22 protein-coding genes and 1 pseudogene are annotated in these 25,592 nt (G+C 49.9%); 12 read left to right on the top strand and 11 right to left on the bottom strand.

The features are described from left to right. Positions 1-21: 21 nt before the first annotated feature. Positions 22-660, top strand: a complete 639-nt coding sequence (locus MEALZ_RS11135) for a class I SAM-dependent methyltransferase (protein ID WP_014148737.1) — start codon at positions 22-24, stop codon at positions 658-660. Between the two features lie 229 nt (positions 661-889). Continuing rightward, entirely contained in the window at positions 890-1,720 is an 831-nt protein-coding gene (locus MEALZ_RS11130; RefSeq protein ID WP_014148736.1) for an SDR family NAD(P)-dependent oxidoreductase, read from the top strand. 33 nt (positions 1,721-1,753) lie between these two features. Here the strand turns inward: MEALZ_RS11130 and MEALZ_RS23935 are convergent, their stop codons facing one another. Next, positions 1,754-1,966: a site-specific integrase gene (locus MEALZ_RS23935; protein ID WP_198482363.1), complete on the bottom strand. Its 213-nt coding sequence runs from the start codon at positions 1,964-1,966 to the stop codon at positions 1,754-1,756. Between the two features lie 32 nt (positions 1,967-1,998). Further along, the gene (locus MEALZ_RS23150; RefSeq protein ID WP_014148734.1) at positions 1,999-2,148 is read right to left on the bottom strand and encodes a hypothetical protein; all 150 of its coding nucleotides are present in this window, start codon (positions 2,146-2,148) and stop codon (positions 1,999-2,001) included. A 47-nt stretch (positions 2,149-2,195) separates the two neighbouring features. On the opposite strand from MEALZ_RS23150, the gene MEALZ_RS11120 reads away from it, so the two are divergent. From MEALZ_RS11120 to MEALZ_RS11110, 3 genes are all read left to right on the top strand, one after another. Beyond that, positions 2,196-3,425 (top strand): ISL3 family transposase, encoded by a 1,230-nt coding sequence (locus MEALZ_RS11120; protein WP_014147191.1) that lies wholly within the window; start codon positions 2,196-2,198, stop codon positions 3,423-3,425. Between the two features lie 1,007 nt (positions 3,426-4,432). Then, on the top strand, positions 4,433-5,068 hold the full coding sequence (locus tag MEALZ_RS22700; protein ID WP_162472948.1) for a hypothetical protein: 636 nt from the start codon (positions 4,433-4,435) through the stop codon (positions 5,066-5,068). Between the two features lie 10 nt (positions 5,069-5,078). Further along, complete coding sequence (locus MEALZ_RS11110; protein ID WP_014148732.1) at positions 5,079-8,174, top strand: S8 family peptidase; 3,096 nt, start codon at positions 5,079-5,081, stop codon at positions 8,172-8,174. Between the two features lie 225 nt (positions 8,175-8,399). On the opposite strand, the gene istB is transcribed toward MEALZ_RS11110, so the two are convergent. Continuing rightward, complete coding sequence (istB, locus tag MEALZ_RS11105) at positions 8,400-9,146, bottom strand: IS21-like element helper ATPase IstB (RefSeq protein WP_014146713.1); 747 nt, start codon at positions 9,144-9,146, stop codon at positions 8,400-8,402. After that, positions 9,133-10,692, bottom strand: coding sequence for an IS21 family transposase (gene istA, locus MEALZ_RS11100; protein ID WP_014146712.1), 1,560 nt, complete (start codon positions 10,690-10,692; stop codon positions 9,133-9,135). Before istA ends, istB begins: the two co-directional genes overlap by 14 nt. A gap of 170 nt (positions 10,693-10,862) precedes the next feature. Here istA and MEALZ_RS11095 point away from each other — a divergent pair, with 170 nt between their 5' ends. The 5 genes from MEALZ_RS11095 to MEALZ_RS21915 all read left to right on the top strand — a co-directional run bounded on the left by MEALZ_RS11095 (position 10,863) and on the right by MEALZ_RS21915 (position 14,892). Continuing rightward, entirely contained in the window at positions 10,863-11,675 is an 813-nt protein-coding gene (locus MEALZ_RS11095) for a gamma-glutamyltransferase (protein WP_048481337.1), read from the top strand. Between the two features lie 91 nt (positions 11,676-11,766). Then, the gene (locus MEALZ_RS11090) at positions 11,767-12,720 is read left to right on the top strand and encodes an IS1595 family transposase (protein ID WP_014148731.1); all 954 of its coding nucleotides are present in this window, start codon (positions 11,767-11,769) and stop codon (positions 12,718-12,720) included. Beyond that, the gene (locus MEALZ_RS11085; RefSeq protein WP_046061114.1) at positions 12,714-12,974 is read left to right on the top strand and encodes a pirin-like C-terminal cupin domain-containing protein; all 261 of its coding nucleotides are present in this window, start codon (positions 12,714-12,716) and stop codon (positions 12,972-12,974) included. Before MEALZ_RS11090 ends, MEALZ_RS11085 begins: the two co-directional genes overlap by 7 nt. A 185-nt stretch (positions 12,975-13,159) precedes the next feature. After that, a complete protein-coding gene (locus MEALZ_RS11080) occupies positions 13,160-14,134 on the top strand; it encodes an ABC transporter ATP-binding protein (RefSeq protein WP_014148730.1) in 975 nt (324 codons plus the stop codon). Further along, a complete protein-coding gene (locus MEALZ_RS21915; RefSeq protein ID WP_014148729.1) occupies positions 14,131-14,892 on the top strand; it encodes an ABC transporter permease in 762 nt (253 codons plus the stop codon). Before MEALZ_RS11080 ends, MEALZ_RS21915 begins: the two co-directional genes overlap by 4 nt. A gap of 174 nt (positions 14,893-15,066) precedes the next feature. Here the strand turns inward: MEALZ_RS21915 and MEALZ_RS11075 are convergent. From MEALZ_RS11075 to MEALZ_RS11055, 7 genes and pseudogenes are all read right to left on the bottom strand, one after another. Continuing rightward, positions 15,067-15,477 (bottom strand): annotated as a pseudogene (locus tag MEALZ_RS11075) (adenosylhomocysteinase); the annotation flags it as partial. A gap of 79 nt (positions 15,478-15,556) precedes the next feature. Further along, on the bottom strand, positions 15,557-16,960 hold the full coding sequence (locus MEALZ_RS11070) for a cytochrome c peroxidase (RefSeq protein ID WP_014148727.1): 1,404 nt from the start codon (positions 16,958-16,960) through the stop codon (positions 15,557-15,559). Between the two features lie 40 nt (positions 16,961-17,000). After that, positions 17,001-17,135, bottom strand: a complete 135-nt coding sequence (locus MEALZ_RS23765; protein ID WP_269844343.1) for a hypothetical protein — start codon at positions 17,133-17,135, stop codon at positions 17,001-17,003. Positions 17,136-17,181: 46 nt separating this feature from the next. Next, positions 17,182-17,304 (bottom strand): hypothetical protein, encoded by a 123-nt coding sequence (locus MEALZ_RS23760; protein ID WP_014148726.1) that lies wholly within the window; start codon positions 17,302-17,304, stop codon positions 17,182-17,184. Between the two features lie 137 nt (positions 17,305-17,441). Continuing rightward, positions 17,442-17,792 (bottom strand): NifB/NifX family molybdenum-iron cluster-binding protein, encoded by a 351-nt coding sequence (locus MEALZ_RS11065; RefSeq protein WP_046061541.1) that lies wholly within the window; start codon positions 17,790-17,792, stop codon positions 17,442-17,444. Positions 17,793-17,805: 13 nt separating this feature from the next. Next, positions 17,806-18,309 carry a membrane protein gene (locus tag MEALZ_RS11060; RefSeq protein ID WP_014148724.1) on the bottom strand — a complete coding sequence of 168 codons (504 nt, stop codon included), beginning with the start codon at positions 18,307-18,309 and terminating at the stop codon, positions 17,806-17,808. Between the two features lie 615 nt (positions 18,310-18,924). Continuing rightward, entirely contained in the window at positions 18,925-19,977 is a 1,053-nt protein-coding gene (locus MEALZ_RS11055) for a GGDEF domain-containing protein (protein WP_014148723.1), read from the bottom strand. Between the two features lie 600 nt (positions 19,978-20,577). Here MEALZ_RS11055 and MEALZ_RS11050 point away from each other — a divergent pair. Both MEALZ_RS11050 and MEALZ_RS11045 read left to right on the top strand, forming a co-directional pair. After that, entirely contained in the window at positions 20,578-23,046 is a 2,469-nt protein-coding gene (locus MEALZ_RS11050; protein ID WP_223842296.1) for an EAL domain-containing protein, read from the top strand. A gap of 226 nt (positions 23,047-23,272) precedes the next feature. Continuing rightward, positions 23,273-25,570, top strand: coding sequence for a PhnD/SsuA/transferrin family substrate-binding protein (locus MEALZ_RS11045; protein WP_048481336.1), 2,298 nt, complete (start codon positions 23,273-23,275; stop codon positions 25,568-25,570). Positions 25,571-25,592: the final 22 nt, after the last annotated feature.

Raw genomic sequence — 25,592 nt, 5'->3', positions numbered from 1 at the left:
GTTTTCAACAGGAGTTGCGCCATGCCTAGAGTGGCTCCGTTCGAGGCTCATCATCAACGTTACGAGGCGTGGTTCGAAAAGCATGAGGCTGCTTATATCTCGGAATTGCTGGCCCTGCGGCCATTCGTGCCCTGGGAAGGTTACGGCGTCGAGATAGGCGTCGGCAGCGGTCGCTTCGCGGCGCCGTTAGGGATACAGGTCGGCGTCGATCCTTCCCCGGCGATGTTGCTCCATGCTTCGGCGCGAGGCATAAAGGTTGTCGAAGGCGTGGCCGAGAATCTGCCTTTCGAAGTCGGCACCTTCGATTACGCGTTGGTGGTAACGACCATCTGTTTTGTAGACTCCCCAGTGAAAATGCTTGCCGAGGCTTACCGAGTGCTTAAGCCGGGCGGCCGCCTTGTGATCGGGTTTATCGATAGGGAAAGTGCCTTGGGACAAGATTATTTGGCGCATCAGGACGAGAGCGTATTTTACCGCGAAGCCACATTCATTTCGGCTGACGAAGTAGAGCAACTTCTGCTGGAAACCGGTTTCTCGATCGACGCTTGGGGCCAAACGCTCGCCCGCCCATTGTCCGAAACTCGGGAGATCGAATCGCTAAGGGCAGGGCGGGGTCAATGCGCATTCGTTGTCGTCGCGGCAACGAAAGAGGATTGGTAATTATTCAGCATAAGTCATATATAAGAAGGTGTCGGGCATTGATTTATAAGGCTGTCTGCAACAGGACGTTGCGGTCAGAGCTTACAGGGACGTATTTACGCGTCCTTAGAAATCAATACCCGACGCAAACCGACCAAATGCGCTGAATAGTTACGAGGATTGATTCATTGAAAACGACAGTTACACGATAATATACGGGTCTAAACATCCCTCGATGGAGTGCGGTTTCATGGTTTCATCTGCTTATTCATCAAGCGCTCAAAGTTCCGGTGTACGGGTTTATTTGGTCACCGGCGCCACCGGGGCGATTGGCAAAGCCATTGCGCGGCAACTGGCGGCAAAGCCGAATTCCGAAGTCGTACTGGTCTGCCGCGATGGCGATAAAGCACAACGAGCGGTGCGGGAAATCATCGCGGCCACGGGGAATGAAGCAGTGCGCTTCGAACTCGCCGACTTGAGCGAGCATCTCGAAATCCGTGGTTTGGCGGAACGCTGGACCGGCCCGCTGCATGCATTGATCAACAATGCCGCCTGTACGCCGCGCACCCGGCAGGAAACTTCCGAAGGCATCGAAATGCAGTTCGCCACTAACGTGCTCGGTTATTTCCGGTTGATTGACGCGTTCGCCGATACATTGATAGCGTCGGCGCCTGCCCGTATCGTCAATGTCGCGAGCTACTGGGCCGGCGGCCTGGATTTGAGCGATTTGGAGTTTACCCGCAGGCGCTACGACAACGACAGCGCGTACCGGCAGTCAAAACAGGCCGACCGCATGCTGAGCGCGGCTTTCTCGGAAAGACTGCTGCCTTACCGAATTGCGGTTAATGCCTGCCATCCGGGCGACGTCAATTCTAAATTGAGCAACGATTTGGGATTCGGCGGCCACGAAACACCGGATCAGGGCGCCGAAACGCCGGTATGGCTCGCGACCGATCCGGTCGGCCTGCAACATTCCGGGCGCTACTATGAACACAAACGCGAAGTCGTTTGCAGCTTCAGCCGAGACCGGGAGGCTGTCGACTCGCTTTATCGGGTTTGTTCGAACTATTCGATCCGTTGACTGCAGCGTTAACCCATGACCGTCATGGTTGAGTCAACCATTACCCTTCCTCATTGCCGACACGCGGAATTCGAGACGTTGCCGGCTTTGAATCAGCTTGACCTTATCAAGGCGATTGCGCGGCAGCGGCATCAACGCCGCGGAAAAGGTCGTCACCCGGTCTTCGTCGCCCTTGCCGGAACGCACTGTAATCTGTTTGTATTCGTAATCGAGATCCTGAACTCCGAGCCTGACCGCCTCGGCAATCCGTAATCCGCTGCCGTAAAGGGTCTTTGCCGCTAACTGCGGAACGCCTTCATGCGTGCCAAAACCTGTTTCACTTCATCCGCCGACAAAACGACCGGAATGTGCCGTTTTTTACCGGAACGAATCGCATCGATACGCTTTTCCAGCGGCTTGTCGAGAATTTTTTTGTACAAAAATACCAAAGTGTTGGCTCTATGTGATTCGTAGTGGGTAATGCAATAATATAGCCATGAACAGTGAAACTTTATTCAGCATGGCTTTAGGCCTGCAACCTCCTTGGCAGGTCAAAGCTGTGACCTTTTCTACAGATGAATTGGCCCGTAGCGAACTTCATCTGCATATCGATTTCGTGACTGGCTCGCGCTTCTTAGACGACGCGAATAACCTCTGTCCAGTGCATGATACCGTAGAGCGGCAATGGCAACATTTGAGCTTTTTTGAACACACCTGTTACCTCCATTGTGCGGTGCCGCGCATTACCACGACCGATGGCAAAGTCCGTACTGTTGACGTTCCTTGGGCACGGCCAGGCAGTGGTTTTACCCTGTTATTCGAAGCCTTAGCGCTAGCCTTGATTGAGCGGGAAATGCCGGTCAACCGAGTCGCCGAGATACTGAAGGTCAATCCACAGCGCATCTGGACTATCTTTAATCACTGGATTAGCAAGGCAAAAGCAGCCGATGATCCGAGCACGATAACCAAGCTGGGCGTCGATGAAACCTCGACCAAAAAAGGCCATCATTACGTTACGCTGGGCGTTGATTTGGATGAAGCCCGCGTAATTCATGTCACCGAAGGTAAGGGTAAGGCAACGCTGCAAAGTATTCAGCAACACCTTGAAGATAAAGGTGTTGATAAAGAACAGGTGGAGCAAATCAGCATGGATTTGTCACCGTCATTTATTGCCGGTGCTGCCGAATCATTCCCGTCTGCACAAATTACCTTTGACCGATTCCATGTTGTGAAATTATTGAACGAGGCCATGAATCAGGTGCGCATTGCCGAACGCAAAGAGCATGATGCTCTGAAAGGCCACAAATACACTTTTCTAAAGAACCGGGAAAACCTATCCGACAAAAAAGAAAAAGAGCTGGATGAACTGATACAACTGTACCCCACGCTGGGCGAAGCTTACCGCTTAAAAGTGCTATTCAATGATCTCTGGGAAATGCCCGACAAACCGACAGCGGAGGCTTTTTTGAGGCAATGGTGCGATGCGGTGGACGCAGCCAAAATTCCAGCGTTTATCAAGTTCGCCAACACAGTTCGAGGACATTGGTCGGGAATTGTGCATTTCGTGGAATCACTCATTAGTAACGGCATTCTTGAAGGCATCAATAGTAAGATTCAGCTGGCTAAACGGCGAGCCAGAGGCTATCGCAACATCAACAATTTCATTAATATGATTTACTTCCTATGTGGAAAGTTGAAATTTGATTACCCACTGTATTTCACATAGAGCCAAAGTGTTCATCGCCTGATTCTGCGTCGATCCGGCGACATTACGCTACGTAGCCGGATGCGTCAAAAAGGCTTCGATTTTGGCTTCGCTGTGTTCAAATAAGGATTGTCCTTCCGTCATTCTATGAAACCTGACGAATTGCGCTTAATTCAATTGCAGTTAGTACTTTCGGTATGCAAGGAATAATGTTTGAGACGCATGATCCTTCGAACGTCATCCAATAGAGTCGGGGAGCTTGACATCGAAAATAACACCGTCTAAAGTCAGTTGCAATTTAATCGATAGGCAAATTTGCCTGAATTTACGGTCAATAGCAAGTTATCGAGGCAACTATGCAGGGTAAACGCATTAAAATAATTAATATATCAATATGTTATCCTGTCGCTTAGAACGCTTGGTCAATTTGGTTTAACTTATGGTATCCCTCCCGGGGTCCCGTTAGGCCGCGCAGGATGCAGCGGCCTCCGGGTGTCTTTTCTTTTGGATACTTTTCTTTGGACAAGCAAAGACAAAATCGCCTGGAGCGATTTTGAACAGCTTTAGCTGGCCCGAAGGGCGAAACCCAGGGATTGGGTTTCGTAGCAGTATCGCGGTTGTCGGTCCGCGAACCGACTACACATAAACGTCGCGATAGCGACACAAAGCCTTATTTAGGTTTCAAACTAAATCTTATAGTTAACCAGGAAAAAAAGAATATTTTAACTATTTGATTTTCTATAGTTTTTTAATGCGTTTGCCCTGGGCAACTATGCGCGGTTTATCGAATATCGAGGCAAAAGGGCCTGAAAATACCGGTAATATCGACTTGTATGGGCAGATTTGCCTGCTATTCAATAGTTACACTTTTGGCTTCCAACCTATGGATTTTCTCGTATAAAACTATGCCATATCACTCACTCTTCAATGGCATATAACTCAATTATACGAAGAAAGATTATCTGCCAACCCAAAACCTTAGTCCAATCAATTGATTAGATTAATGGCGTAATTATTGCCTTTTCTCTTTGAAATCCCACTCATCACATTCTCAACGAGGAAAGTATGGCTTTTATTATCAATATCTTACGATTTTTTCGTTTGAACGTCTTTACTTTTACCTTATAGGCGGTTGTTTTGCCTGTCTAGTTTTTCCAGCCCAAGCCGCCATGATCCATTATCAGGCTGTCGATCTTCCCGATGCGATTGTCGATGAAGATTTATGGCAATATCGCTACACAGTTAGCGATCATAGCTTTGACAGTAATACAGGATTTACCCTGTATTTTGACGCAACCTTGTATTCGAATCTGCAAAATCCACCGCCTGCGGTTAATACCGATTGGGATTTGTTAGTCACCCAACCAGAGCCGCTGTTGTTTGACGAACCAGGAATATACGATGCCTTGGCATTGATTGATAGGCCATCGCTTGCTGGTTCATTTAGCTTGACCTTTGTCTGGTTGGGTTCGGGGATGCCTGGCAGTCAGGCGTTTGAGCTCTATGATGCCGCTTTTAATAGCATTGTTTCAGGCAGTACTGTCCATCAGCCTAGTCCTATTCCTGCGCCACCGGCTTTATGGCTTTTCGGGGTTGGATTATTTCTGTTCTTCAGCCAGAGAAAAACAAATCGTATTACCGTCTTTTCTCAACAAAATACATAGTCGAGTGATCATGAAAAAATTATTACGTCAAGCAGGCTATCTAATATTGCTCACTTTACCCTCTTTGTTTCCGGGCAAGACATTCGCCATAGCGCCGGAAATCAGCCCGGATTATACGTTAGTCAGTAAGCAACGCATCAGCCGCACGGTGTTTGAATACACCTTTAACGTGACGCTGATCAATCATGGTGAAGCGATTCAAAATGTGAGCGCGACGGTGACCAGTTCGTCGCCGCATACCACGATTATGGGCGATGGCCGGGTGAAATTTAATAATGCCGATGCGAATGCAACCCTGGTCGGCAACAATACCGTGGTATTTAGACAAGATCGCTTGTATCCCTTTAATCCGGAGGACTTGCATTGGACGATTCACTATGATCCGGCCACGCCCGCAGTGGGTGAGGTCGATGGGGTGATTGATGGTTATGCTAATAGCTCAATGAAGAGGAAAGCTCGTGTCGGCACAACAATTGATTTTACGACCTATTATCGTTTCAGCACCAAAGGCGAGGCGAAACAGCCCTTTACTTTACGATTGAACCGCACGGTGAAACCAGCGGGTGGGATTTCGTTTATCCGGGACACCAATGGCCGGGAGTTTCAGACTAATCAAAACAATCATATTCACGAAACTACCGATGAATTGTTAATTGGCGAACAGCCCGGCGAGTATGTCGTCACCACCACGGCAACCGTGGTCGAAACCGGGCAAAGTTTTACCGCCACGGCCAAGGTCAGGGTATATGGCGAGGATGAGCCAATGTTGGGCTTTAGCATGGATCTGAGACGGTTATTGGCAGAAGACTCTTTCGGCGAACAAACGGTTTTAGTCGGCATTGGGGGCAGTGAAAATACGCTGACCCAAATTTCTTCGGTAAAACTCAGACAACAGGAATCGGGCGAAAATATCGATTTGAACTTCGTTTCTTCCAAAAGCACTGATAGGGTGGGTTTATATTCCCTGAAATATGAGGGAACGCTTTTCGTAGATACCTCGCAAGCGGATCGCTGTTTTTCCTATGTTGTGGTCGCCGAAACCAGTCAGGGCGAGGCCGTTTCCGACCCGGAAAAAGTCTGTATAACGGGATTTCCGATTGGATACGACCGGGCTAAGCGTAACGCTATCAGCGAACCCATTACCGGGCGAATTTTTGCCAACAATCTGCTGTTGATTCGTTTTCGAGAAGGCACCACGGAACAACGGATGCGTGAAATTGCAAGCGCCGTCGACGGAGAAATTATTGGTCAATCGAGTCCGTACTATCAATTGGAACTGCATTTTGCTGTGCCTTTATTCCAAAATCTGGACGAGATTATGGATCAGCTGAGAGCTTTTCCTGAAGTTGAGCGCGTGGGTGCCGATATGAAAACCGGACTCTTATTCTCTTCCCCTGTCAGCAATGACCCTCTTTTCCAGGGCGGCTATCAGCCCAATTTGGAACGTGTGCGCGCAGATGAAGCTTGGTTCGTTACCCAGGGCAGTGACGAACTGACTCATCAGATTGCCGTGATTGATTCAGGAATTAGTTTTCAGCATGAAGAATTGGATGGACGGGTGATTAATGGTCTCAATTTTGTTGGTTCAGGTGATGGATCGGAGGACACCTATTATCACGGCACCCATGTTGCCGGGATTATTGCGGCGAATACAGGTAACGGGCTCGGTATGGCGGGAATTGTTCCTAAAAATTATCTACAAGCTGTTAAAATTACAGAAGAACGAAATATGTGGTACGGTGATTTGGCGGATGCCATTAAATGGTCGGCAAACCTGGATGCGGACAGTCCATCCCATACGCCCGCCCCGATTATCAATATTAGCGCCGGTGTACCGGAAAACCCGACAGCGGATCAAATTGCCGCTTGTGAAGCATATAAAAGTACTTATCATCGGGATGGCCCTTGTGACGCACAGGCAGCAAAAGATCAAATATGTAACGCCGTCACCGAGGCAACTAATCATAATAGCCTTGTGGTTGCAGCAGCCGGAAACGCAGCTGCAAACGCAAAAATGTTCCCGGCAGCCTGTAGCCAAGCGATTGCCGTTGGAGCAACCGAGCTGTATAGCAATGAACGTTGGGTTGAAATAGGCGACCCGAATACGAGTTTTGCCGATAAATTGTTTTGGTTATTTGGCGATATTTATTCGTTTTTTGGTTTTGAAAAAGTTCCGGAGTCCATCGGTGTAATCGGTGGCAGCAATTATGGCGACTGGATTGCTCTTGCCGCTCCCGGGAACGATGTCTATTCAACTGTACCGGCGAGTAAAGAGGGACGTCGCTGCGCTTACGGCGGCAATTATGATTGCGCCAATGGCACCTCACAAGCCACGCCGCATGTGTCCGGTGCTTTGTCGCAGGTGTTGGCACGACATCCAGACTGGATTGAAGATGAGGGGATAAATAAAATAGATAAAGCGAAAAAACGTTTATTGGTGACCGCTAAACCTTTATCCGATGATGGTTTAGGCGAAGGATTGCTCAATATTTTCGATGCCGTATTTAATGGTGATTTTGAGCTGCCGGATGATTCCGGTGAAGAAGTCAATGAAAACCGTCTGGCCGAGTGGCAGCACTGGGAAGAAATCGATATCCATTTGCACTGCAAAGGCGTGCCTTTTTTTGGTGAAATCACGCCACCTAAAGGTGAAAAAATGCTGGCCTGCGGTACGCACGGCGTCGATGAAAATACTTTTTTCCCGAGTGTTGGAACCAATATTCGCAATATCATCGATATTCCCGAAGGGGTCACCGAACTGCCCCTGTCATTTCGCTGGAAAGTCGCCAGCGTGGACTTGAATTTTTCTCGCCAGCCGGTTATTTGGAATGATCAAATTTATGTCAAACTAAGCCGCGTTGATGATCCGAGTCAAGAAATGATTTTGTTTGCCACCTCGTTAAATCATATTATGGGCCAACGGAATTTATCATCAGTGGTACAAATATCCCCTTTTGTGCAAACCGATTGGATCATGGATTCCTTTAGTCATCCAATTCCCTACGGGGCCGGTAAATATTATCTTTCCGTTCATGTAATCGATACTTACGATAGCGTTGGCGACACATATATCTTCCTTGATGATATACAGTTTCGGCTAAGATGAGCGGTTTTTTTGTGTAGCCGAAACAATAAAAGTCTAACCAAACGCTCCACCTGACCACAAAAAGCATGGCTCCTTTCGTCGCTATGCTTTTTGTGGCAAGTGAGCTTGTCGTTAGGGTTTTTAAATGGATGAATCTGACAGCCTTATCCTCTGTGAAGAGCATGTGTCAATGGCCAACAGAATTGAGCCAGTTTTGGCCATTTAAATTGAGCCACTTTTCCAGGGTTACGATGCTTGATTTAGCTTTGATTTGAGTCGATAACTTTCCCCTCCCAGCATAAAAATGTGTGAATGATGGATGATGCGGTCGACGATGGGTACGGCGACGTTGTCATCGATAAAAAACTCGCCCCAGTTGGTGAATTCCTTGTTGGTGGTCAGGATCACCGAGCGGTATTCGTACAGCGCATTGATGAGCTGAAACAGGTTGTGCATGCCTTGTTTGTTCATCGGCAGGTATCCTAGTTCGTCGATGATCAGCACATCGAATTTGAGCAGTTGGTTGATTTTCTTTTTCAACTCGCCTTTGAGTTCGGCCAGTTCCAATACCTCCATCAAGCCTAGTGCGGTGTTGAAGCTGACCTTATAACCGGCATCAATGGCTTTCAGGCCGATGCCGATGGCCAGGTGGGTCTTGCCGACCCCGGGCGGTCCGATGAAGACCACATTGTCCCGATTGTCGATAAAGCCGAAGTCGAGCAGACTGTTGACTTCCCGTTTACTGATGGTGGTCTGAAAGCGATAATCGAACTCTTCCAGGCTTTTGAGCAAAGGAAAGCCAGCGCGTTTGCGGTTTTGCTCGATGCGCTTGGCGTTGCGCTGGCGCTGTTCATGTTCAACCAAGCTTTCGGCAAACTGCAGGTAGGAACTTTCATGGGTCTCGGCTTGGCCAAGCAAGGTCGGCAAGTGCTCGGCAATGGCCGTCAGGCACAAGCTGCGGTATTGCCTGGCAATCTGATCAATGGATGGCATGGCTCTCTCCTTGGCCAGCCGAGTGGCCATTCAGGGCACGATAACGGGCCAGCGGACATTCTTGCTTGATGGCGGCAGTGGCCTGCTCTGATGGCGGCATCGATAGGGCATCGCTGTCGTCCGAGCGTCCCACAGACTGCCGCCAGGCCTCCAGTCGTTCTTTCAGGCCGCTGGCCGTTAACCGAGGCGTGTCGATCAGTCGCGTCAGCACCGCTTCGGGAATCGCACCCTGCTGTTTGATCTGCTCGGTCAGCACCTGCTTGGCACCGGCCAGCTGGTCTTTGTAGATTTTCGGCGAGCTGGCTTTCAACAAGGCACATAGCTGAGTCACGACCGCCGGAGACGGCAGCAGTTCATGCAAGTCCTTTTCAAGCGTTTCGATGCGTAGCGACATATCTCGGTAATGATGCCGGTTCTTGATAATTTGCCCCTTTTCCAGACACACAGCATGTTCGGCGATCACTTTGTGAGTACTGAGATCGCTGATCTGGATGACGCCGTTAGCTTCATGCACGGCGACACGGGCGCATTGATACGCCATCGGTACCGAGTATTTATTGGATTGCCAGGCGATCAAGCCGGTTTTATCCGCCTTGCGGGTGATGCGGGCCTGGCTGGCGGTAGCGTCAACACAAGACGGCGTCAGGTAAGCCCGCATATGGCCTTGCTCGTTGGCCGCGTAATGTATCGCCGGTTGTTGGCCGGTGGTGCCGTGTCGCCGTTGATTGGCTATCCCGTCGAGCCAGTCGGTCATATGGGCCTTCAAAGCATCCCAGTCGGTAAAAGTCTCGCCATACAAGGCATTTTGTTTGACGTATTTGACCCCGGCCTCGACCTTGCCTTTGCTTTCCGGATCATAACCTTCACAAGCCCGAATCGTGAAGCCCGCTGCCGTGGCGTACTGATGGAAGCGCTGGTTCAAGCGCAACTCGCGAAACACTTCGCTAATGACCACCAGCTTGGTCTGATCGTACACGCACTCCTGCGGCATGCCGCCGAAATAGCGAAATGCCGCATCGTGCTGGCGAATCAGCATCTCGGTATCAATCGGCTTGGCACAGATCGAAACATGCATCAGACGCGAATACGATAGCACAAACACCATGAAATATACCGTCGTCGCCACGCCGCCAATCATCACATCGCGGAGTTCGCCGCCATCGACCTGGCATTGTTCGCCCGGCACCATGTCCAATACCGGCTCATAATAACGCGCCTGCTTAAAGCTAATCTCTTGCTTGAGAGCCTGTATATAACGCCGTACCGAACGGTCGGAAACGGCCAAATCGTCCACTTTGGCCTTCAGTTTGCGCAGCACTTTGACCGCTGACAAGCCCGGATAGGTTTGCAGCAACTGAATAATGTAGTCGCGGTAATCGTCCAGCTTCTTACCACGGGATATCTCTTCCTGCAGGGCACTAATGTCCGCAGCCGACAGCTTCAGGTATTTGCTCACGGTGTTACGGGAAATACCCAATTGACTGGCAATCTGACGCTCGGATAAGCCGTTGCCATCGTTGTATAACGCTTTAATCTGATGGATCACAATCCACTCCTTCATGACGCTCCCTGGAAAAAATTCAGGGACTCTGTCAGATTTATTGGTATAAATAAAGTCTGAAAAAGTGGCTCAAAATTGTTGGCCATTTCTGGCTCAGTTTAATTGACCATTAACAGCATGGCAAAGCACAGGAAACATTTATTTGTGAGCATCTATTGACGGTTCTGGCCGAGCCTGCGATCGAACTGGCGCGCGGCGGCGTGGTCATGAATGCCTTTCAGGCCTATATCTTTGATATCGTCAAGGCGATTTACCTGACCTATCCCGACACGCATAAAACCTTTGGCAGCAAAACGCATCAAGGCCAATTGCTGCAGCAAGGGGAGGTATTGTATCTGCCCGATTTAGCCGATTGCCTTGAGGTGCTGGCACGGGAGGGCGAAGCGTTTTTTTATCAGGGCGAGATCGCTCGCGCCGTCATAAGACTCTTTGCCGAACGAGGCGGGCACCTGGTCGGTAAAGATTTCAATGATTATCGGCCAGTCAAACGCAAGCCGTTGTCGATCGATTATCGCGGAGCCACCGTGCTGACCAATCCCGCCCCCAGTTCCGGAGGCACGCTGATTGCTTTTGCTTTGCAACTGTTGCAAGCTTTCGACCTGTCTCGCCATAGCCCAAGCACGGTCCCGTATCTCGATTTGCTGGCTCAGGTTCAAGATATGACCAATAAGGCGCGCATCGACGCCTACCTTGACGATCACACGCACTATCCCGGAGAGCATGTCTTGGATGCGGAAAACGTCGAAGCCTATCGTACCCAAATCAAACCGGCGCCCATCTGTTCCAGGGGAACCACGCAAATCAGCGTGATCGACGGTCAGGGCAATATCGCTAGTCTGACTACCAGCAATGGCGAGGGCTGCGGTTTGTTAATCCCGGGGACCGGCATCATACTCAATAACATGCTGGGTGAACAAGATCTCAACCCCAAGGGTTTTCATCATTGGCCGACCCATCAGAGAACCTGATTAGCAAGCTTCTTCAGCTAAAGCCCAAAAACCAGAATATTCTTGGCTAGAAGGCGCATACTGGCCACTTAATTACCCAGGAGTCCAGCTCATGGCCATGAATAAAATCCAGTTTCAAGCAGGCCTGTCACTGCCTGCTTTTTTAGCGCAATTCGGCACCGAAGCGCAATGTGAAGACAGTTTGGAACAGTCCCGCTGGCCCCAAGGCTTTCGCTGCCCCGACTGCGGTCATGCCGAACACTATGTGCTTAAATCAGGTGGACGCAAAACCTTCCAATGCCGGTCCTGCCGATTACAGACATCGCTGATTGCGGGCACTCTATTCCAGAGCACCCACCTTAAACTGACGATCTGGTTTCTGGCGATCTACTTGATCAGCCAGGCCAAGACCGGCTTGTCCGCCCTCGCTTTGAAACGGCAGTTGGGTGTCAGTTATCTTACCGCTTGGCTGATCCAACAGAAACTGATGCAAGCGATGGTCGAACGGGATGCCCGGTATACCTTGAGTGGCGACGTCCAGGTGGACGATGCCTATCTCGGTGGCGAATTGGCTGGCGGTAAGGCCGGGCGCGGCTCTGAGAATAAGGTGCCATTTGTCGCGGCGCTCTCGCTCAGCCCCGAGGGACAGCCGAGGTTTATCAAAATGGCGCCGATTCCGGGTTTTACCCGTAAAGCCATTGCCAATTGGGCACAAGGTGATCTTAGCCCCTGTTGTGTCGTGCGGTCCGGCGGCTTGGCCTGTTTTGCCGGCGTGACCGATGCCGATTGTCAACACCAGGTAACCGTCGCCGGTGGCCGGAAACCCAAAGACCTGCCGGAGTTCTGTTGGATCAATACGGTACTGGGCAATCTCAAAACCAGTCTAGGCGGCGCCTACCATGCTTTCGATTTCGCAAAATACGGCACCAGTTACTTAGGTGCGTTCGCGTACCGCTTTAACCGGCGCTTCCAACTCGATACCATTACTACGCGCCTTATCGTGGCAGCGGCTACGACTGGACCCCGCTCGGACACTTGGCTTCGGCAAGCTGAAGCATCTTGCTAATCAGGTATCCCTATGAGGGCACATTGGCAATAGGACCTGCGGCAAATAGGCGTATCCTGGCATCGCACAGTGCCGGGGTTCTTTCCGATGGCGACCGGAATGAAATCTTGGCTGAAGAGCACGCAGCGGCATTCTTGCTGTTGGCCGGCCGGCCGATAGGAGAGCCGATCGCTCAGTACGGGCCTTTCGTGATGAACACGCGAGAAGAAATCGAGCAGGCCATGGCCGACTATAGGAATGGGCAACTGGTATGAGCGGTTGCCGTTGCCGCCCAACGTATCGTCCAATACCATATAACCGTTTGATGGGAGTCGGATCCGCGCGATGAAAAAACGAACCCAATTCCACGGCCGGCTTGATTGTAAACCCGAGTCATGAAAAGATTGCGCATGAATTCGGCAACCGAAGTCAAAATCCACCTTCTATATCAAATTCATCTATGAAAACAGCCACGGCGGCGATGACCGCCAATAGCTCCGCCCCCATCATTTCCGTGTGCGGCGTCAACAAGACCTATGCCGGCGGTTTCCAGGCGCTCAAAAAAATCGACCTGGACATTAAACGCGGCGAGATATTCGCCTTGCTCGGACCCAACGGTGCGGGCAAGACGACGTTGATTAGCCTCATCTGCGGCATCGTCAAGGCCACTTCCGGAACCATCATCGCCGACGGACACGACATCATGCGAGACTACCGCGCGGCGAGGGCAACCATCGGTTTGGTGCCGCAGGAATTGCATACGGATGCGTTTGAATCGGTCTGGGCGACGGTCAAATTCAGCCGGGGACTGTTCGGCAAGGCGCCCGATGCAGCCTACTTGGAAAAAGTCCTGCGCGACCTGTCCTTGTGGGACAAGCGGAACGCAAAAATCATGACGCTTTCGGGCGGTATGAAACGCCGGGTTCTGATTGCCAAGGCGCTCGCGCATGAACCAACGATATTGTTTCTCGACGAGCCGAGCGCCGGCGTGGATGTGGAATTACGGCACGACATGTGGCGAATGGTTCGAACCCTTCGTGCGCAGGGTACTACGATCATTCTGACCACTCATTACATCGAGGAAGCCGAAGACATGGCAGACCGCATCGGAGTGATCAGCAAGGGTGAACTGATCGTCGTTGAAGACAAAGCGGTGCTCATGCGCAAGCTCGGCAAAAAGCAGCTCACCCTGACTTTGCGACGGCCGATGACCGGCATCCCGGCCGGATTGAGCGCTTGGCCGTTAGTGCTCTCCGACGATGGACACGCCCTGGTTTATAGCTTCGACGCCCAGGAAGATGAAACCGGGATTGCTGATTTGTTGCGCACGCTCGGCGAGCACGGCATCGAATTCAAAGATTTACGCTCCAGAGAGAGTTCACTGGAGGACATTTTCGTCAGCCTAGTACATCGGCCCAAAGGAACACAAGAATGAATATTTACGGCATTCGCGCCATTTACCATTTTGAAATGGCGCGTACCTTTCGTACGCTGTCGGAAAGCATCGTAGCACCGGTGCTGACCACCTCGCTGTATTTCATCGTATTCGGCAAAGCCATCGGTTCGCGTATGGGCGACATCGACAGTGTCAGCTACGGTGCCTTCATCATCCCAGGGTTGGTAATGCTGAATTTGCTGAACGAAAGCATTTCCAATGCCTCTTTCGGCATCTACATGCCCAAGTGGGCGGGTACTATTTACGAGCTATTATCGGCACCGGTTTCATGGTTCGAAGTGCTGATCGGTTATGTGGGGGCGGCGGCAACCAAATCGGTCATGTTGGGCCTACTCATTCTGGGTACCGCGCGCATTTTCGTGCCCTACGAGATCGCCCATCCAGTGTGGATGGTTGCCTTTCTGTTGCTGACGGCGGTGACTTTCAGTCTATTCGGCTTCATTATCGGCCTGTGGGCCGATAGCTTTCAGAAACTTCAAGTGGTCCCGATGTTGATCGTTACGCCGCTGACCTTTCTAGGCGGCGCGTTCTATTCCATCGATATGTTGCCGCCATTGTGGCAGAAGATCACGCTATTCAATCCGGTAGTGTATTTGATAAGCGGTTTTCGATGGAGCTTTTACGGCATAGCTGACGTGGATGTCGCCGTGAGCATCGGCATGACGTTTGGTTTTCTCATGACATGCCTGACTTTCGTGTGGTGGGTATTCAAGACGGGTTACAAGATTAGACATTGAGGCGGCGCTTGCTTTGCGGAATGTCCGTGACTTGGCTGCCGTCTCGAGATCGGCCATGACAGATGCCGGAAATTTGAGGGCTTTATCCGCCGCCATCGCCCGCAGCCGTATCACGCCGGTCGTGGTTTCTTCGCTGCCGCCGATCATATCGTCCAGTAACTCTCGGCGATTTTTATGCAGTTCGCTGACCAAGTCGGCGCCATCGTCCATCGTGAGTTGCGGTCGGTGATCCAGCGTCTTTTCGATGTGGCGGTAATAGGTGTCGTTGTCTTCGCCTCGTTTCGCAAAGATCGGAATCCGATGATGTTTCACCAGCGAAGCCGCGACATCGTCTTGCGTACTGAGCGGATTGCTAGCGCATAAAACTAGCTCGGCGCCGCCGGCTTTCAGTGTGCGGGCCAGGTTTGCGGTTTCGGTGGTGTTATGCAGACAACCGCTAATGCGTGCCCCGGCCAATGGGCTTTCGCGCTGAAAACGTTCTTGAATCGCGCGCAGCACCGGCATTTCCGAAAAAGCCCATTCGATGCGCTCATTGCCTTGATCCGCCAGAGAAAGATCGTTGATGTCGTGGTCGATGCCGAGCATAGTTGTTTCACCCAAATGGTTACAATTACGCGACAGGCAGCATTTGAATCATTTACCTGCCGCGTGTTTGAACTATTGGTTAACGAATGTCCCCAGCAGTCAATTCGCCAAGCGGCTTGCCTTTGTATTCGCCAGTGAGCGTTTTCAGGAAAGCAACCATATCGCCGATTTCATCGCCACTGAAGTCTTTGTCGAGTTGCACTTGGCCCATCACGCGAACCGCGTCGGCAAGCGTTTCGGCGGAGCCGTCGTGGAAGTAAGGGAAAGTCAATTCGATATTGCGCAGCACCGGCACTTTGAAGAAATGACGGTCTTTTTCTTGTTTCGTGACGTTGAATCGGCCGTTGTCTGCTTCTGTCAACTCGCCGCCGCGTTGTTTGAAGTAATCGCGCGCGACTCCCATTTTTTCATACGACAAGCCGCCGAGCGCCGGGCCGGAATGGCAGGACGCGCAATGCGTCTTGAACAGCTCGTAGCCGGCTTTTTCTTCGTTCGTCAGTACGGTCACGTTGCCGCGAAGGTATTGATCGAAGCGGGAGTTCGGCGTAACCAGCGATTCCTCGAAGACGGCGATTGCATTCGTGACGGTCGTTTTGGTCAAGCCTTGGTCCGGATACAGCTTGGCGAAGGCTTGTTGATAGGCTTCGTCTTGTTTGAGTTTTTCGACGACTTCATCCCATACCATACCCATTTCGATCGGGTTCGTCACCGGTCCCGCCGCTTGTTCCTGAAGGTCTTTTGCTCGTCCGTCCCAGAATTGCGCAAGGTTATACATCGCAACATAGACGGTTGGCGAGTTGATCGGTCCCAATTGGCCGCTAATGCCGATCGCGACTTTGGTCTGATCGGTGCCGCCGCGCGTCAAATCGTGGCAAGATGCGCAATTTAACGTGTCGTCACCGGACAGTCGGCGGTCGTGAAACAGTTTGTCGCCGAGTGCGACAATTTCAGGATTGAGATCGACGGTAAGCGGCAGCGGTTGCACCGGTTCGCCCTTGAATTGATTGGCGGCGTCCCTGCTCCATGGATGTTTGACGCGCTCTTCTGCGATCCAGGTTATTAGTGTCGTTTTTTCGTCATGGTTCAACTTGCCGTTCCAATGCATCAGAAGGTATAGCGCCGGCGGCATGCTATTGTTGCGGATAACGCCTTCTAGCCGGGCCAACATCAACGGCGACAAGGGTTCCTTGCCGTTATAGGCTTCTTTCGTCAGCAACAATCGTTCGCTGGCCTCTTCGATGTCGTGCTCCATCAGTTGTTTTGCGATCGGTAGGCCAGCGTAGATCGGCATGCGGGTCATGCCTGGTGAATGACAGTCGACGCATTTGTTCTGCAAAACCCGCGAAGCTTTCGCAAAAGCCTCCGATTTACCGGCAATTACTTCGATCGGCTCGTTTTCACCGGACAGACCGATCAGGTTCGAAAGCGGCAGAAACAGAATGACCGCCACAACTAAGATGATGAACCATTGGACTTTTTTCATTGTTTGACTCCGCGGGTTTTGCACTGTCATGGAAAAGGGTTTATTCCTGCAAGCGATATAAGTATTCGGTCAGAGCAAGAATACGGCTGCAAGCGGCCGATTCGGTATCGGCCTCGTGATAGTTGTTGAAATACAGCGAGGTTTGGTTGGTGAAGGCTCGGCCCCAGATCGGCATGTCGGGAGGCCCGTGAGATTTGACTTCCTCCCTTTCGTGGATGATCTTAATAGAAGCGGTCGAACGGGAATACGCCGATATTGTTCTTGGGTAGAACGGTTAGATTCGGAACCGGTCTCACCAACAAGGCTTTAAAGGGGCCGTCGTCGCCGCGTTCCTCGACAGGCATACCCCACACCCTAAGATCGGCGAAAATGCTCAAACTGGGAATTGCTGCTAAAAGCGGCTGCGGTTGACTTGACTTTATTTCTGTTTTTCATAATGCCTCCAATATCGAGTTGACATCATTAAAATAGCACCAGTTCATCAATGCTTGTGTTCGTGATGTTCGATCGGTTCCGTTTTCAATGTGCCTTTTAAAAAGGCTTCAATGGCAAGATCGGGTTCGATCATTTTCGTAACAAGAACTTTGATGTTTTTTTCCGCTAATCGACGCGCCAGGCCGTCGCCAATACCGCCGCAGATTAGAACATTTATATCATCCAGCGGAGTAGGCTCGAGGCGGGATGTTTCATGAAAAGACTGCTCCTTGGTCAGTTCCAAAATCTCCTTCCCGGTAACGCTTTCATGTTCGACCCGGTATATCCAGAATTTCCTGCATCGACCGGTGTGGCCGGTGACCTCCTTACGGTTTTGACTGGCGACGGCAATTTTCATGGTCATCCCCAAATCAATAGGATGGCGGTAGCAACGGTTCGATACCTTCGAATTGCGCGCTCGGATGATGTTTGACGATCAATTGGCTGATAGTATCGATACGCTCTGTCGGGATGTCGATCATGACCAAGAACGAGCCGTTTTCTATTGCTTCGGAGTATTGCTTGACGCGCGAATTACCGATTTCGAGTCCGGCCAGACCGCTCATGATTGTGCCAATTGTCGCACCGTAGAGCAAGACACCTAGAACCGGGCCTCCGGCAATGGCAAATCCGGCAAATCGTAAACCGACAAGTCCTGCGAGTAGTCCTGTTGCCCCACCTAACGCAGCACCACGTTCCATTGCGGGAACAAAGTCGGTTTTTTGAAATTCCGAAGCTTCGGGTAAGTCATCAAGCGGCGTGTCGCGTTTGGCCAGTATGTGTATGTGTCTATCTTTGATCCCTTCCAAACGAAGTTCGTCAACGATTTTATGTGTGGTTCCAATGTCCGGAGACAAAAAGTAAATTCTTCTCATGAGCTTTCCTGTATGTATTCGATAATTAAAAATTATAGTCTACACTTTTGTCGACGTGACATTGGCCGATTGAATTATATCCATCTTAGATCAAAATTCGGCGCCGGGGCGTCGTTCTGTCAAGCGAGTCACCGAATCCTAGATAAAGCTCAAAACTCCAGGAAGTTATTTATCGCGAAATCCTTAAAATGATTGATGAGTCAGAGCAGCTTTATCAATTAAACCGTACCCGATGTGAATCAAAGTTTGGTTTAGAGTACATAAGAATTTAAGTAAGTATTCAGTCCCCCTCTTTGAAAAAGAGGGGCTAGGGGAGATTTTTTAAATAAATCCCCCCTCAATCCCCCCTTTTTCAAAGGGGGAGGCCAACAATTACGCCTGAATTGCGGTAATTTGCCAACGGGGTCTGAATACTTACGAATTTAATGCCATGCGTTAAAATTTACCCTTTTCATCAAAAACGAACTTTCCCAACAAAAACTCGATGAATGATAAATGGCGCATCTTCAATTAGAGTTGCCGAAGATTTGTTGTTTGAAAGGGAAGCCGTCCGCAAGCACTTTAAAAGGTATCGCAAAGGAGGTTTCGAAGCGCTTCGGCTGAATGGTGTTTTCGTTAACAATGGCTGATTGCGTCCATGGCCCATTCGCAGATAACTTTGTTACGCCCGGTTTCTTTGGCTTTATATAGGGCCTGATCGGCGCGTAAGATAAAGCTTTCAATCGTATCGTTTTGTTTTCGAGTCGCGATACCGATCGATAACGTAATGGTGCCGATCGATTCGTTGCTGTTTTTGCGTTTTAGTCTGCTGTTTTGTAATGACGTTCTGATTTTTTCAGCAATATCCTGAGCTACGGACAATGAAGTGTCGGGCATGATAATGGCCAGTTCCTCACCCCCGTAACGAGCAACATAATGATGTTTTTCGCTATACTTTTTCAGTAGCGATGCGGTGAATTTCAACACATTGTCGCCGATTAAATGTCCGAATTTGTCATTGACCTGCTTGAAGTGGTCCAGATCCAATAGTGTCAGGCAAATGTCTTTGTCGCTCGATTCCTCGAGGAGGTTGGTTAGCGTCTCATCAAATGTTCCGCGATTCAATAGTCCGGTCAGAGCGTCGACAGTCGCCGCTTCCTTAACTTTTGAAAGTTCCTTGCGCAGCTGTTCCATTTCTTTATTAGCGACTTCCAGTTGTGACTTAAAATGATCGCTGGTATCTATCAGGCTCTTTGTTTCGCCGGCAATTTCCGACAGTACGGTTTTCAATTCTTCCAAATTCGTTATGTTTTCCAGGCGTATCGATTTTTTCTCAAAACTATCGCTGGCTTCTGATGCTTTTTGCTGAGTTTCATTAACCGATTTTTCGGTTTGATCGATGATCCTTTGGATATCTTGATTGATTTTGTCGAACGATACCAGTGCCGCGTGACAGATATGTTTTTTATATAAAGCCAGGCCGGTCTCCATATCGAAAGGATTTTTTTCGGCAATTAGTTGGTCGACAGCGGCCTTGAGGTTGTCATTGTAACTCGCGGTGTATTCGTAAAATACGGCATAATTGATTGGGGTCGGAGTGATTTTATGCTGCATCATGAGTTTAACGATGCGATGCATAAATTGAATGTTTTCTTCGGTGGAGTAGTCGTAATCGGTTCTAAACGGCATGGGGATAGGTGTCCGGGTAGTCAAGTATCAATAGACAAGATCGACGATCATCCGTGAGTCATACTGTAATTTCTAAGCAGGTGTTCGGCTGGTGTCTCGGATTGCAAGGGTAGTTTGTAAAGAATGCGTCGGAGCGTTACGAGATCGATTTTTCTTATGGTTTTTTTATACAGAAGAGCTTAGTTTATTCATTTCATTTTACAAGTGTCTTATCTCGTTATATACATCGCACATCTCTTGCTCTTTAGGAACGAGCATGAAATAACTTCGATAACTTCTGGGAGGGGGTTCGGTGGCTCGATTGACAGGTGTCGGCGGCAGGGCAGATTTTTGCTCCTGCAAAATCTGCATTCATGCCATCCTTGGCAATCAGTCGCCGCCGTCAAGCCTACATGGAAGTATTCACGGCGTCCTGTCAAGCGAGTCACCGAATCACCGCAAAGCCTACTACTTGTAGCAGTTATTTTGTGCATATTCCTTAGACGGTTTTTTCGATCGAAAAGAAGTAGCAAAAGCGATAAATAAAAACCAATGAGTAAAAAATTTTCGGATACCTTTATAATTATTCCCAATGATGATTACCCTTCAAACGTTTAACAAATGATGCCAAACACCGGATCTTACCGGATATTAATGGTGGAAGACGATCCCGGCGATGCTAATTTGGTGCGTCAGGCTTTGCGTGCGTCTCGGGACGTCCATTTCGAAATTATTTGGTCGACGAACTTAACCGAAGCTAAACGCCAGTTGCAGGACGGTTCGCTCGATGTAGTTTTGCTCGATTTGACTCTGCCCGACTCGAGTGGGCTCGATACCGTAGATGCGGTTCGTCAAGCCGCCGGAACTTTGCCGTTGATTGTCTTGACCGGTAATGACGATAGTCAATTCGCATTGCGGACATTGGATTGCGGAGCCCAGGATTATTTAGTCAAAGGTCGTTTCGAAACCGATGGATTGGTGCGTGCGATTCGTTATGCGGTTAGCCGAGGACGCCTTGAGCAACGTTTGGCCGAAACCGGCATGCATTTGCGGACGTTAATCAATGCGCTGCCGGATATCGTTTGCTTTAAGGATGGAGAAGGGCGTTGGCTCGAAGCGAACGATTTCGATTTGAAATTATTCGGTTTGGAGCATGTCGATTATCGAGGTAAAAAAGATTCCGAGCTAGCGGTTTACCAAGACTTTTATAAAGAGTCTTTTTTAGCCTGTGAGGCCAGCGACGAAAAAGCTTGGCAAGCCGGAGTCATTACCCGGGTTGAAGAAGACATCCCACGCCCCGACGGATCTTCGCGAACGTTTGAGATTATTAAAATTCCGTTGTTTCATGATGATGGTCGCCGTAAAGGCTTGGTTGTGGTTGGGCGCGATATTGACGAGCGTAAACAAGCCGAGGCGCGCCATAGACTTTCCACCCGAGTCTTTGAGACGGCCGGCGAAGCGATCATGGTGACTGATGCCGATGCGAACATTATTGCCGTTAATCCTGCTTTTACGCGCATTACCGGTTATACCGAAGCCGAAGTGCAAGGAAAAAACCCACGCCTGTTAAACTCCGGGCGATACAGTAAGTCGTTTTGGGCGGCGATGTGGCGAGCGCTGCAGAATAAAGGAGAATGGGCCGGCGAAATCTGGAATCGGCGCAAGAACGGGGAGATGTTTCTGGAATGGGAAACGATCAGCGCGGTTAGGGACGAGCGCGGGAACGTGACGCAATATATCGCCGTATTTGCCGATCTAAGCGAAATCAGACGCGCACAAGAGGCGGCCGAAAAATTGGCGTGGCGCGACCCGCTGACCGGTTTAGGCAACCGGGCTCTGTTCTTGAAGGAATTGGAGCAAACCTTGATTGCCGCTTCTCGGGAAGGTCGATTTGCCGGTGTGCTCTTATTAAATCTTGACCGTTTTAAGGACATCAATGAAGCTCGCGGACTGGCAATCGGCGATGAATTACTGAAAACCGTCGCTACTCGTTTGCTTGATGCATTGAGTGATGATGATCTATTGGCAAGATTGGATTCCGACGAGTTTGCCGTTTTGCTGACACGTCAAGCGCCTACGCAAGAAGCGTTTGGACGAGAAGCGTTAGCGCTGGCGGAAAAATTGCGGGCTGAATTGCGCCGCGGTTTCGAGGTCGAGGGTGAGCTAATGCATCTCGATGCTGCGGTCGGAATCGCACTGTGTTCGGAAGGAAACGGTGAAACAGCAATCGATATATTACGTCAGGCCGATATGGCCATGCATCGCGCCAAAACCGAAGGCGGAGGACGTGTTGTGTTCTTCGAAACTACGATGGGGGATGCGGTCAAGGAGCGTTTCAAGCTCGAAGGTGAATTGCGTACGGCGATCGCCGAAGGACAACTCAAACTTTATTTGCAGCCACAGGTCGATAGCGACGGTATCCAGGTAGGAGCGGAGTCTCTGGTGCGTTGGCAGCATCCTGAACGAGGCTTGATCATGCCCGGAGTATTTATTCCGCTGGCCGAAGCGACCGATTTGATCGTAGCGCTCGATCGCTGGATGCTCGGTTCGGTTTGCAGGATATTGGCCGAGCTCGATGGCGAAGGCCGCTCGATTCGGCTTTCGGTAAATATTAGTCCGAGGCATTTCGAACGTTCGGATTTCGTGGGGGAAATAAAGCGGCAATTGATGTTGAGCGGTGCCGATCCGACGCATTTGGTTTTGGAAGTGACCGAAGGGTTAATGATCGGTAATCTTGAAGATGTCGTGGCTAAGATGACTATATTGTCGACGATGGGCATTCATTTTTCAATGGATGATTTCGGCACCGGCTATTCGAGCTTGGCTTATTTGAAACGCTTGCCGATACATGAAATAAAAATCGATAAAAGTTTCATACAAGATGCGCCGACCGATCCGAACGATGCCGCACTGGTCGAAACTATTTTAGCGGTTGCGCAACATTTGAGCTTGCAAGTGGTGGCTGAAGGGGTGGAAACTCAAGCGCAGAGCGATTTTTTGAAAGCTCGCGGCCGAGTGATTTATCAAGGGTATTTATACGGTAAACCCGAGCCGGCGGAAAGTTGGCTGCAACGCTTGAGAGATCAGTAAGAAGCCTTACTCCCTTTATACTCAACAAATGGTTAACTTTATGAAGGTATGGGGTGTGGCTAGCGAGGATGTCGGCAGCAGGGGGCGCTGCCGTCAAGCCTCCATGGATGGATTCACGGCGGTCCTCGATAGACACACCCCATACCTTTTATTCTTAGACTGGTTTTCGATCAAAAGGGCGTATGAATTTCCGGGGACTGATGTGTGTTGGATGCAGGATGGTCCGATGAAAAAATATGCCGGGATTTGCAAAAACGCTTCTTGTTGTGTCGGGCTAGCTTTTTTGTGCGTTCTTTTTGAGTCAACTGTTTTAGCCGAACCTCTGAAAATCGGTGTCTTGGCTTATCGTTCTAAAGACTATATTCAGAAGCAATATCAACCGCTGGCCGATATTTTGAATCAAGCGATTCCGGATTGCGAATTTAGTGTCGAGGCCATGAATTATGAGGAGTTGGAGCAGGCAGTCGCGACGCGTCAAATCGATTTTATTTTGACGAATCCATCGCATTATTGGTTAATGGCTTACCGAAGCGGTTTGTCGGCGCCTTTGGCAACGTTGGTTAAAAGCGAGGGCGGTCAAGCGCTTTCGGCATTTGGCGGCGTTATTTTTACACTGACTGATCGTAAAGAGCTTCAGCATTTGTCCGATTTGCGCGGAAAAACGGTTGCCGTCGCCACGCCCCGGTCGTTGGGTGGCTATCAAATGCAGGCTCATGAATTAATGAAAAATAATTTATATGCCGGTCAGGATTTTAAGCCATTCGTAACAGGGATGCCTCATGACCGGGTCATAGAAGCCGTATTTAACGGCGATGCCGAGGTCGGTTTTGTGCGTAGCGGTGTGCTCGAGTCGATGGCTCTGCAAGGAAAACTCGACATGGCCCGAGTGCAGGTACTAAATCGTCAAGATTTACCCGATTTTCCTGCTGCGATATCGACGCGTTTGTTTCCCGAATGGCCTATTGCATCTTTGCCGCATATTAACGAAACGCTGGCTCGTCGCGTTGTCGCCGCTTTATTCTTATTGACCGACAATCCCGAGGTTACGCGCCAATTAGCAATTCGTGGTTTTACCATTCCGGCCGATTACACCGCCGTGGCGGATTTGTTGCGAGACTTGCGTTTACCACCTTTCGATTCGCCGCCTCGTTTTACGCTTGAGGATGTTTGGCGGCGTTATTCGCTGCTAATTATTTCCGCTGTAGTCATTGCCGCTTTGATCTCGTTATTGAGTTTGAGTCTATGGAGGGTCAATAAGAAATTACAGGCGGAACGCCGGCTTGTGTTACAAAAGTCCGAGCTTTTGACACAAACGCGCAATACGCTGGAGGCGATTATTAAAGGAACGTCGTCCGTTGTCGGGGAAACTTTTTTTGCGTCGTTGGTTGAATGCTTGGCGAACGTATTGAACATGCGTTTTGCTTTCGTTGCCGAAATAGATAGTAGCGATATTCGAAAAGCGCGAACTATTGCGTTTTGGAACGGTGAAATGGTCGGCGAAAATTTTAGTTACGATATTTGCGGCACGCCTTGCGAGAATGTTATTAAAAAGCGGATTAGCGTCTTTTCGGAAAAAGTCGCCGAATATTTTCCGGATGATATTTGGCTAAAACAAAACGCCGTGGAAAGTTATGTAGGAATACCGTTGTCGGATAGTCAAGGCCAATTTTTGGGGCATATGGGGTTGATGGATGTCAAACCGATCGATAATCCCGAATTCTTGTTGTCTTTATTGAAGGTATTTGCAACGCGTGCCGCGAGTGAAATGGAGCGGCGGCGTGCGACCGAACAACTCGAGCGGAAAACTGAAGCCTTGCAGCAGTCGAATGCCGATCTCGAACAATTCGCTTACAGCGTTTCTCATGATATGCGTCAGCCTTTGCGAAGCATCATTGGGCATTTGCAATTCTTAGCGAACGATTTGAAGGGTAAATTAGACGAAGACGGACAGCTTAATTTTAATTTCGTGCTTGAAGGGGCTAAACGCATGGATGCGATGATTATGTCATTACTCGAGTTTTCCCGTGTCGGTCGTAAAACCGAGGCAATGCGCCGGGTAGACAGTCTCGAAGTGCTCAACGAGTCGCTCGTTGTATTGGCTGCCATCATCAACGAGTCGAAGGCGATCATCGATATCGACGGCGAGTGGCCTCAAGTGTATGCGAGTCCGGATGAAATGATTCGTTTGTTTCAGAATTTGATCGGCAATGCGGTTAAATATTGCGAAGGACATAAACCGCATTTGGAAATAGCTTCAAAGCGAGACAATAGCATTTGGCAAGTGCGTATCAAGGATAATGGTATTGGCATCGATCCGGCGCAGATTGATCGTTTGTTCGCTTTTTTCAGCCGCTTGCAACCGCGAACGCGGTTCGAGGGTACCGGAATGGGTTTGGCCTTATGCCGGCGCATTGTCGAGCACCATGGCGGGCGAATTTGGGCCGAATCGAAAGGCGAAGGTTATGGCAGTCTGTTCGCATTCGAAATACCGCTAGAGCCGCCTTCGATCGACAGCAAGGCTTAGCCGGAAAATCTTTTCAAGAGCT

Origin of the sequence: Methylotuvimicrobium alcaliphilum 20Z (genome assembly GCF_000968535.2) — a bacterium.
Taxonomy (GTDB): domain Bacteria; phylum Pseudomonadota; class Gammaproteobacteria; order Methylococcales; family Methylomonadaceae; genus Methylotuvimicrobium; species Methylotuvimicrobium alcaliphilum.
The sequence above is the reverse complement of the archived record's forward strand: the minus strand, read 5'-3'. Positions and strand labels throughout refer to the sequence as shown.

Excerpts from the sequence above, each read along its gene's own strand:
- MEALZ_RS11060 (WP_014148724.1), bottom strand. The coding sequence starts at position 18,309 with ATGAGAAGAATTTACTTTTTGTCTCCGGACATTGGAACCACACATAAA.
- MEALZ_RS11045 (WP_048481336.1), top strand. The coding sequence starts at position 23,273 with ATGAAAAAATATGCCGGGATTTGCAAAAACGCTTCTTGTTGTGTCGGG.
- MEALZ_RS11055 (WP_014148723.1), bottom strand. The coding sequence starts at position 19,977 with ATGCCGTTTAGAACCGATTACGACTACTCCACCGAAGAAAACATTCAA.
- MEALZ_RS23760 (WP_014148726.1), bottom strand. The coding sequence starts at position 17,304 with ATGCCTGTCGAGGAACGCGGCGACGACGGCCCCTTTAAAGCCTTGTTG.
- MEALZ_RS11130 (WP_014148736.1), top strand. The coding sequence starts at position 890 with ATGGTTTCATCTGCTTATTCATCAAGCGCTCAAAGTTCCGGTGTACGG.
- MEALZ_RS11135 (WP_014148737.1), top strand. The coding sequence starts at position 22 with ATGCCTAGAGTGGCTCCGTTCGAGGCTCATCATCAACGTTACGAGGCG.
- MEALZ_RS11050 (WP_223842296.1), top strand. The coding sequence starts at position 20,578 with ATGATGCCAAACACCGGATCTTACCGGATATTAATGGTGGAAGACGAT.
- istB (WP_014146713.1), bottom strand. The coding sequence starts at position 9,146 with ATGCCATCCATTGATCAGATTGCCAGGCAATACCGCAGCTTGTGCCTG.
- MEALZ_RS11090 (WP_014148731.1), top strand. The coding sequence starts at position 11,767 with ATGGCCATGAATAAAATCCAGTTTCAAGCAGGCCTGTCACTGCCTGCT.
- MEALZ_RS11110 (WP_014148732.1), top strand. The coding sequence starts at position 5,079 with ATGAAAAAATTATTACGTCAAGCAGGCTATCTAATATTGCTCACTTTA.
- MEALZ_RS23765 (WP_269844343.1), bottom strand. The coding sequence starts at position 17,135 with ATGCCGATCTGGGGCCGAGCCTTCACCAACCAAACCTCGCTGTATTTC.
- MEALZ_RS21915 (WP_014148729.1), top strand. The coding sequence starts at position 14,131 with ATGAATATTTACGGCATTCGCGCCATTTACCATTTTGAAATGGCGCGT.
- MEALZ_RS11070 (WP_014148727.1), bottom strand. The coding sequence starts at position 16,960 with ATGAAAAAAGTCCAATGGTTCATCATCTTAGTTGTGGCGGTCATTCTG.
- MEALZ_RS11120 (WP_014147191.1), top strand. The coding sequence starts at position 2,196 with ATGAACAGTGAAACTTTATTCAGCATGGCTTTAGGCCTGCAACCTCCT.
- MEALZ_RS11065 (WP_046061541.1), bottom strand. The coding sequence starts at position 17,792 with ATGAAAATTGCCGTCGCCAGTCAAAACCGTAAGGAGGTCACCGGCCAC.
- MEALZ_RS11080 (WP_014148730.1), top strand. The coding sequence starts at position 13,160 with ATGAAAACAGCCACGGCGGCGATGACCGCCAATAGCTCCGCCCCCATC.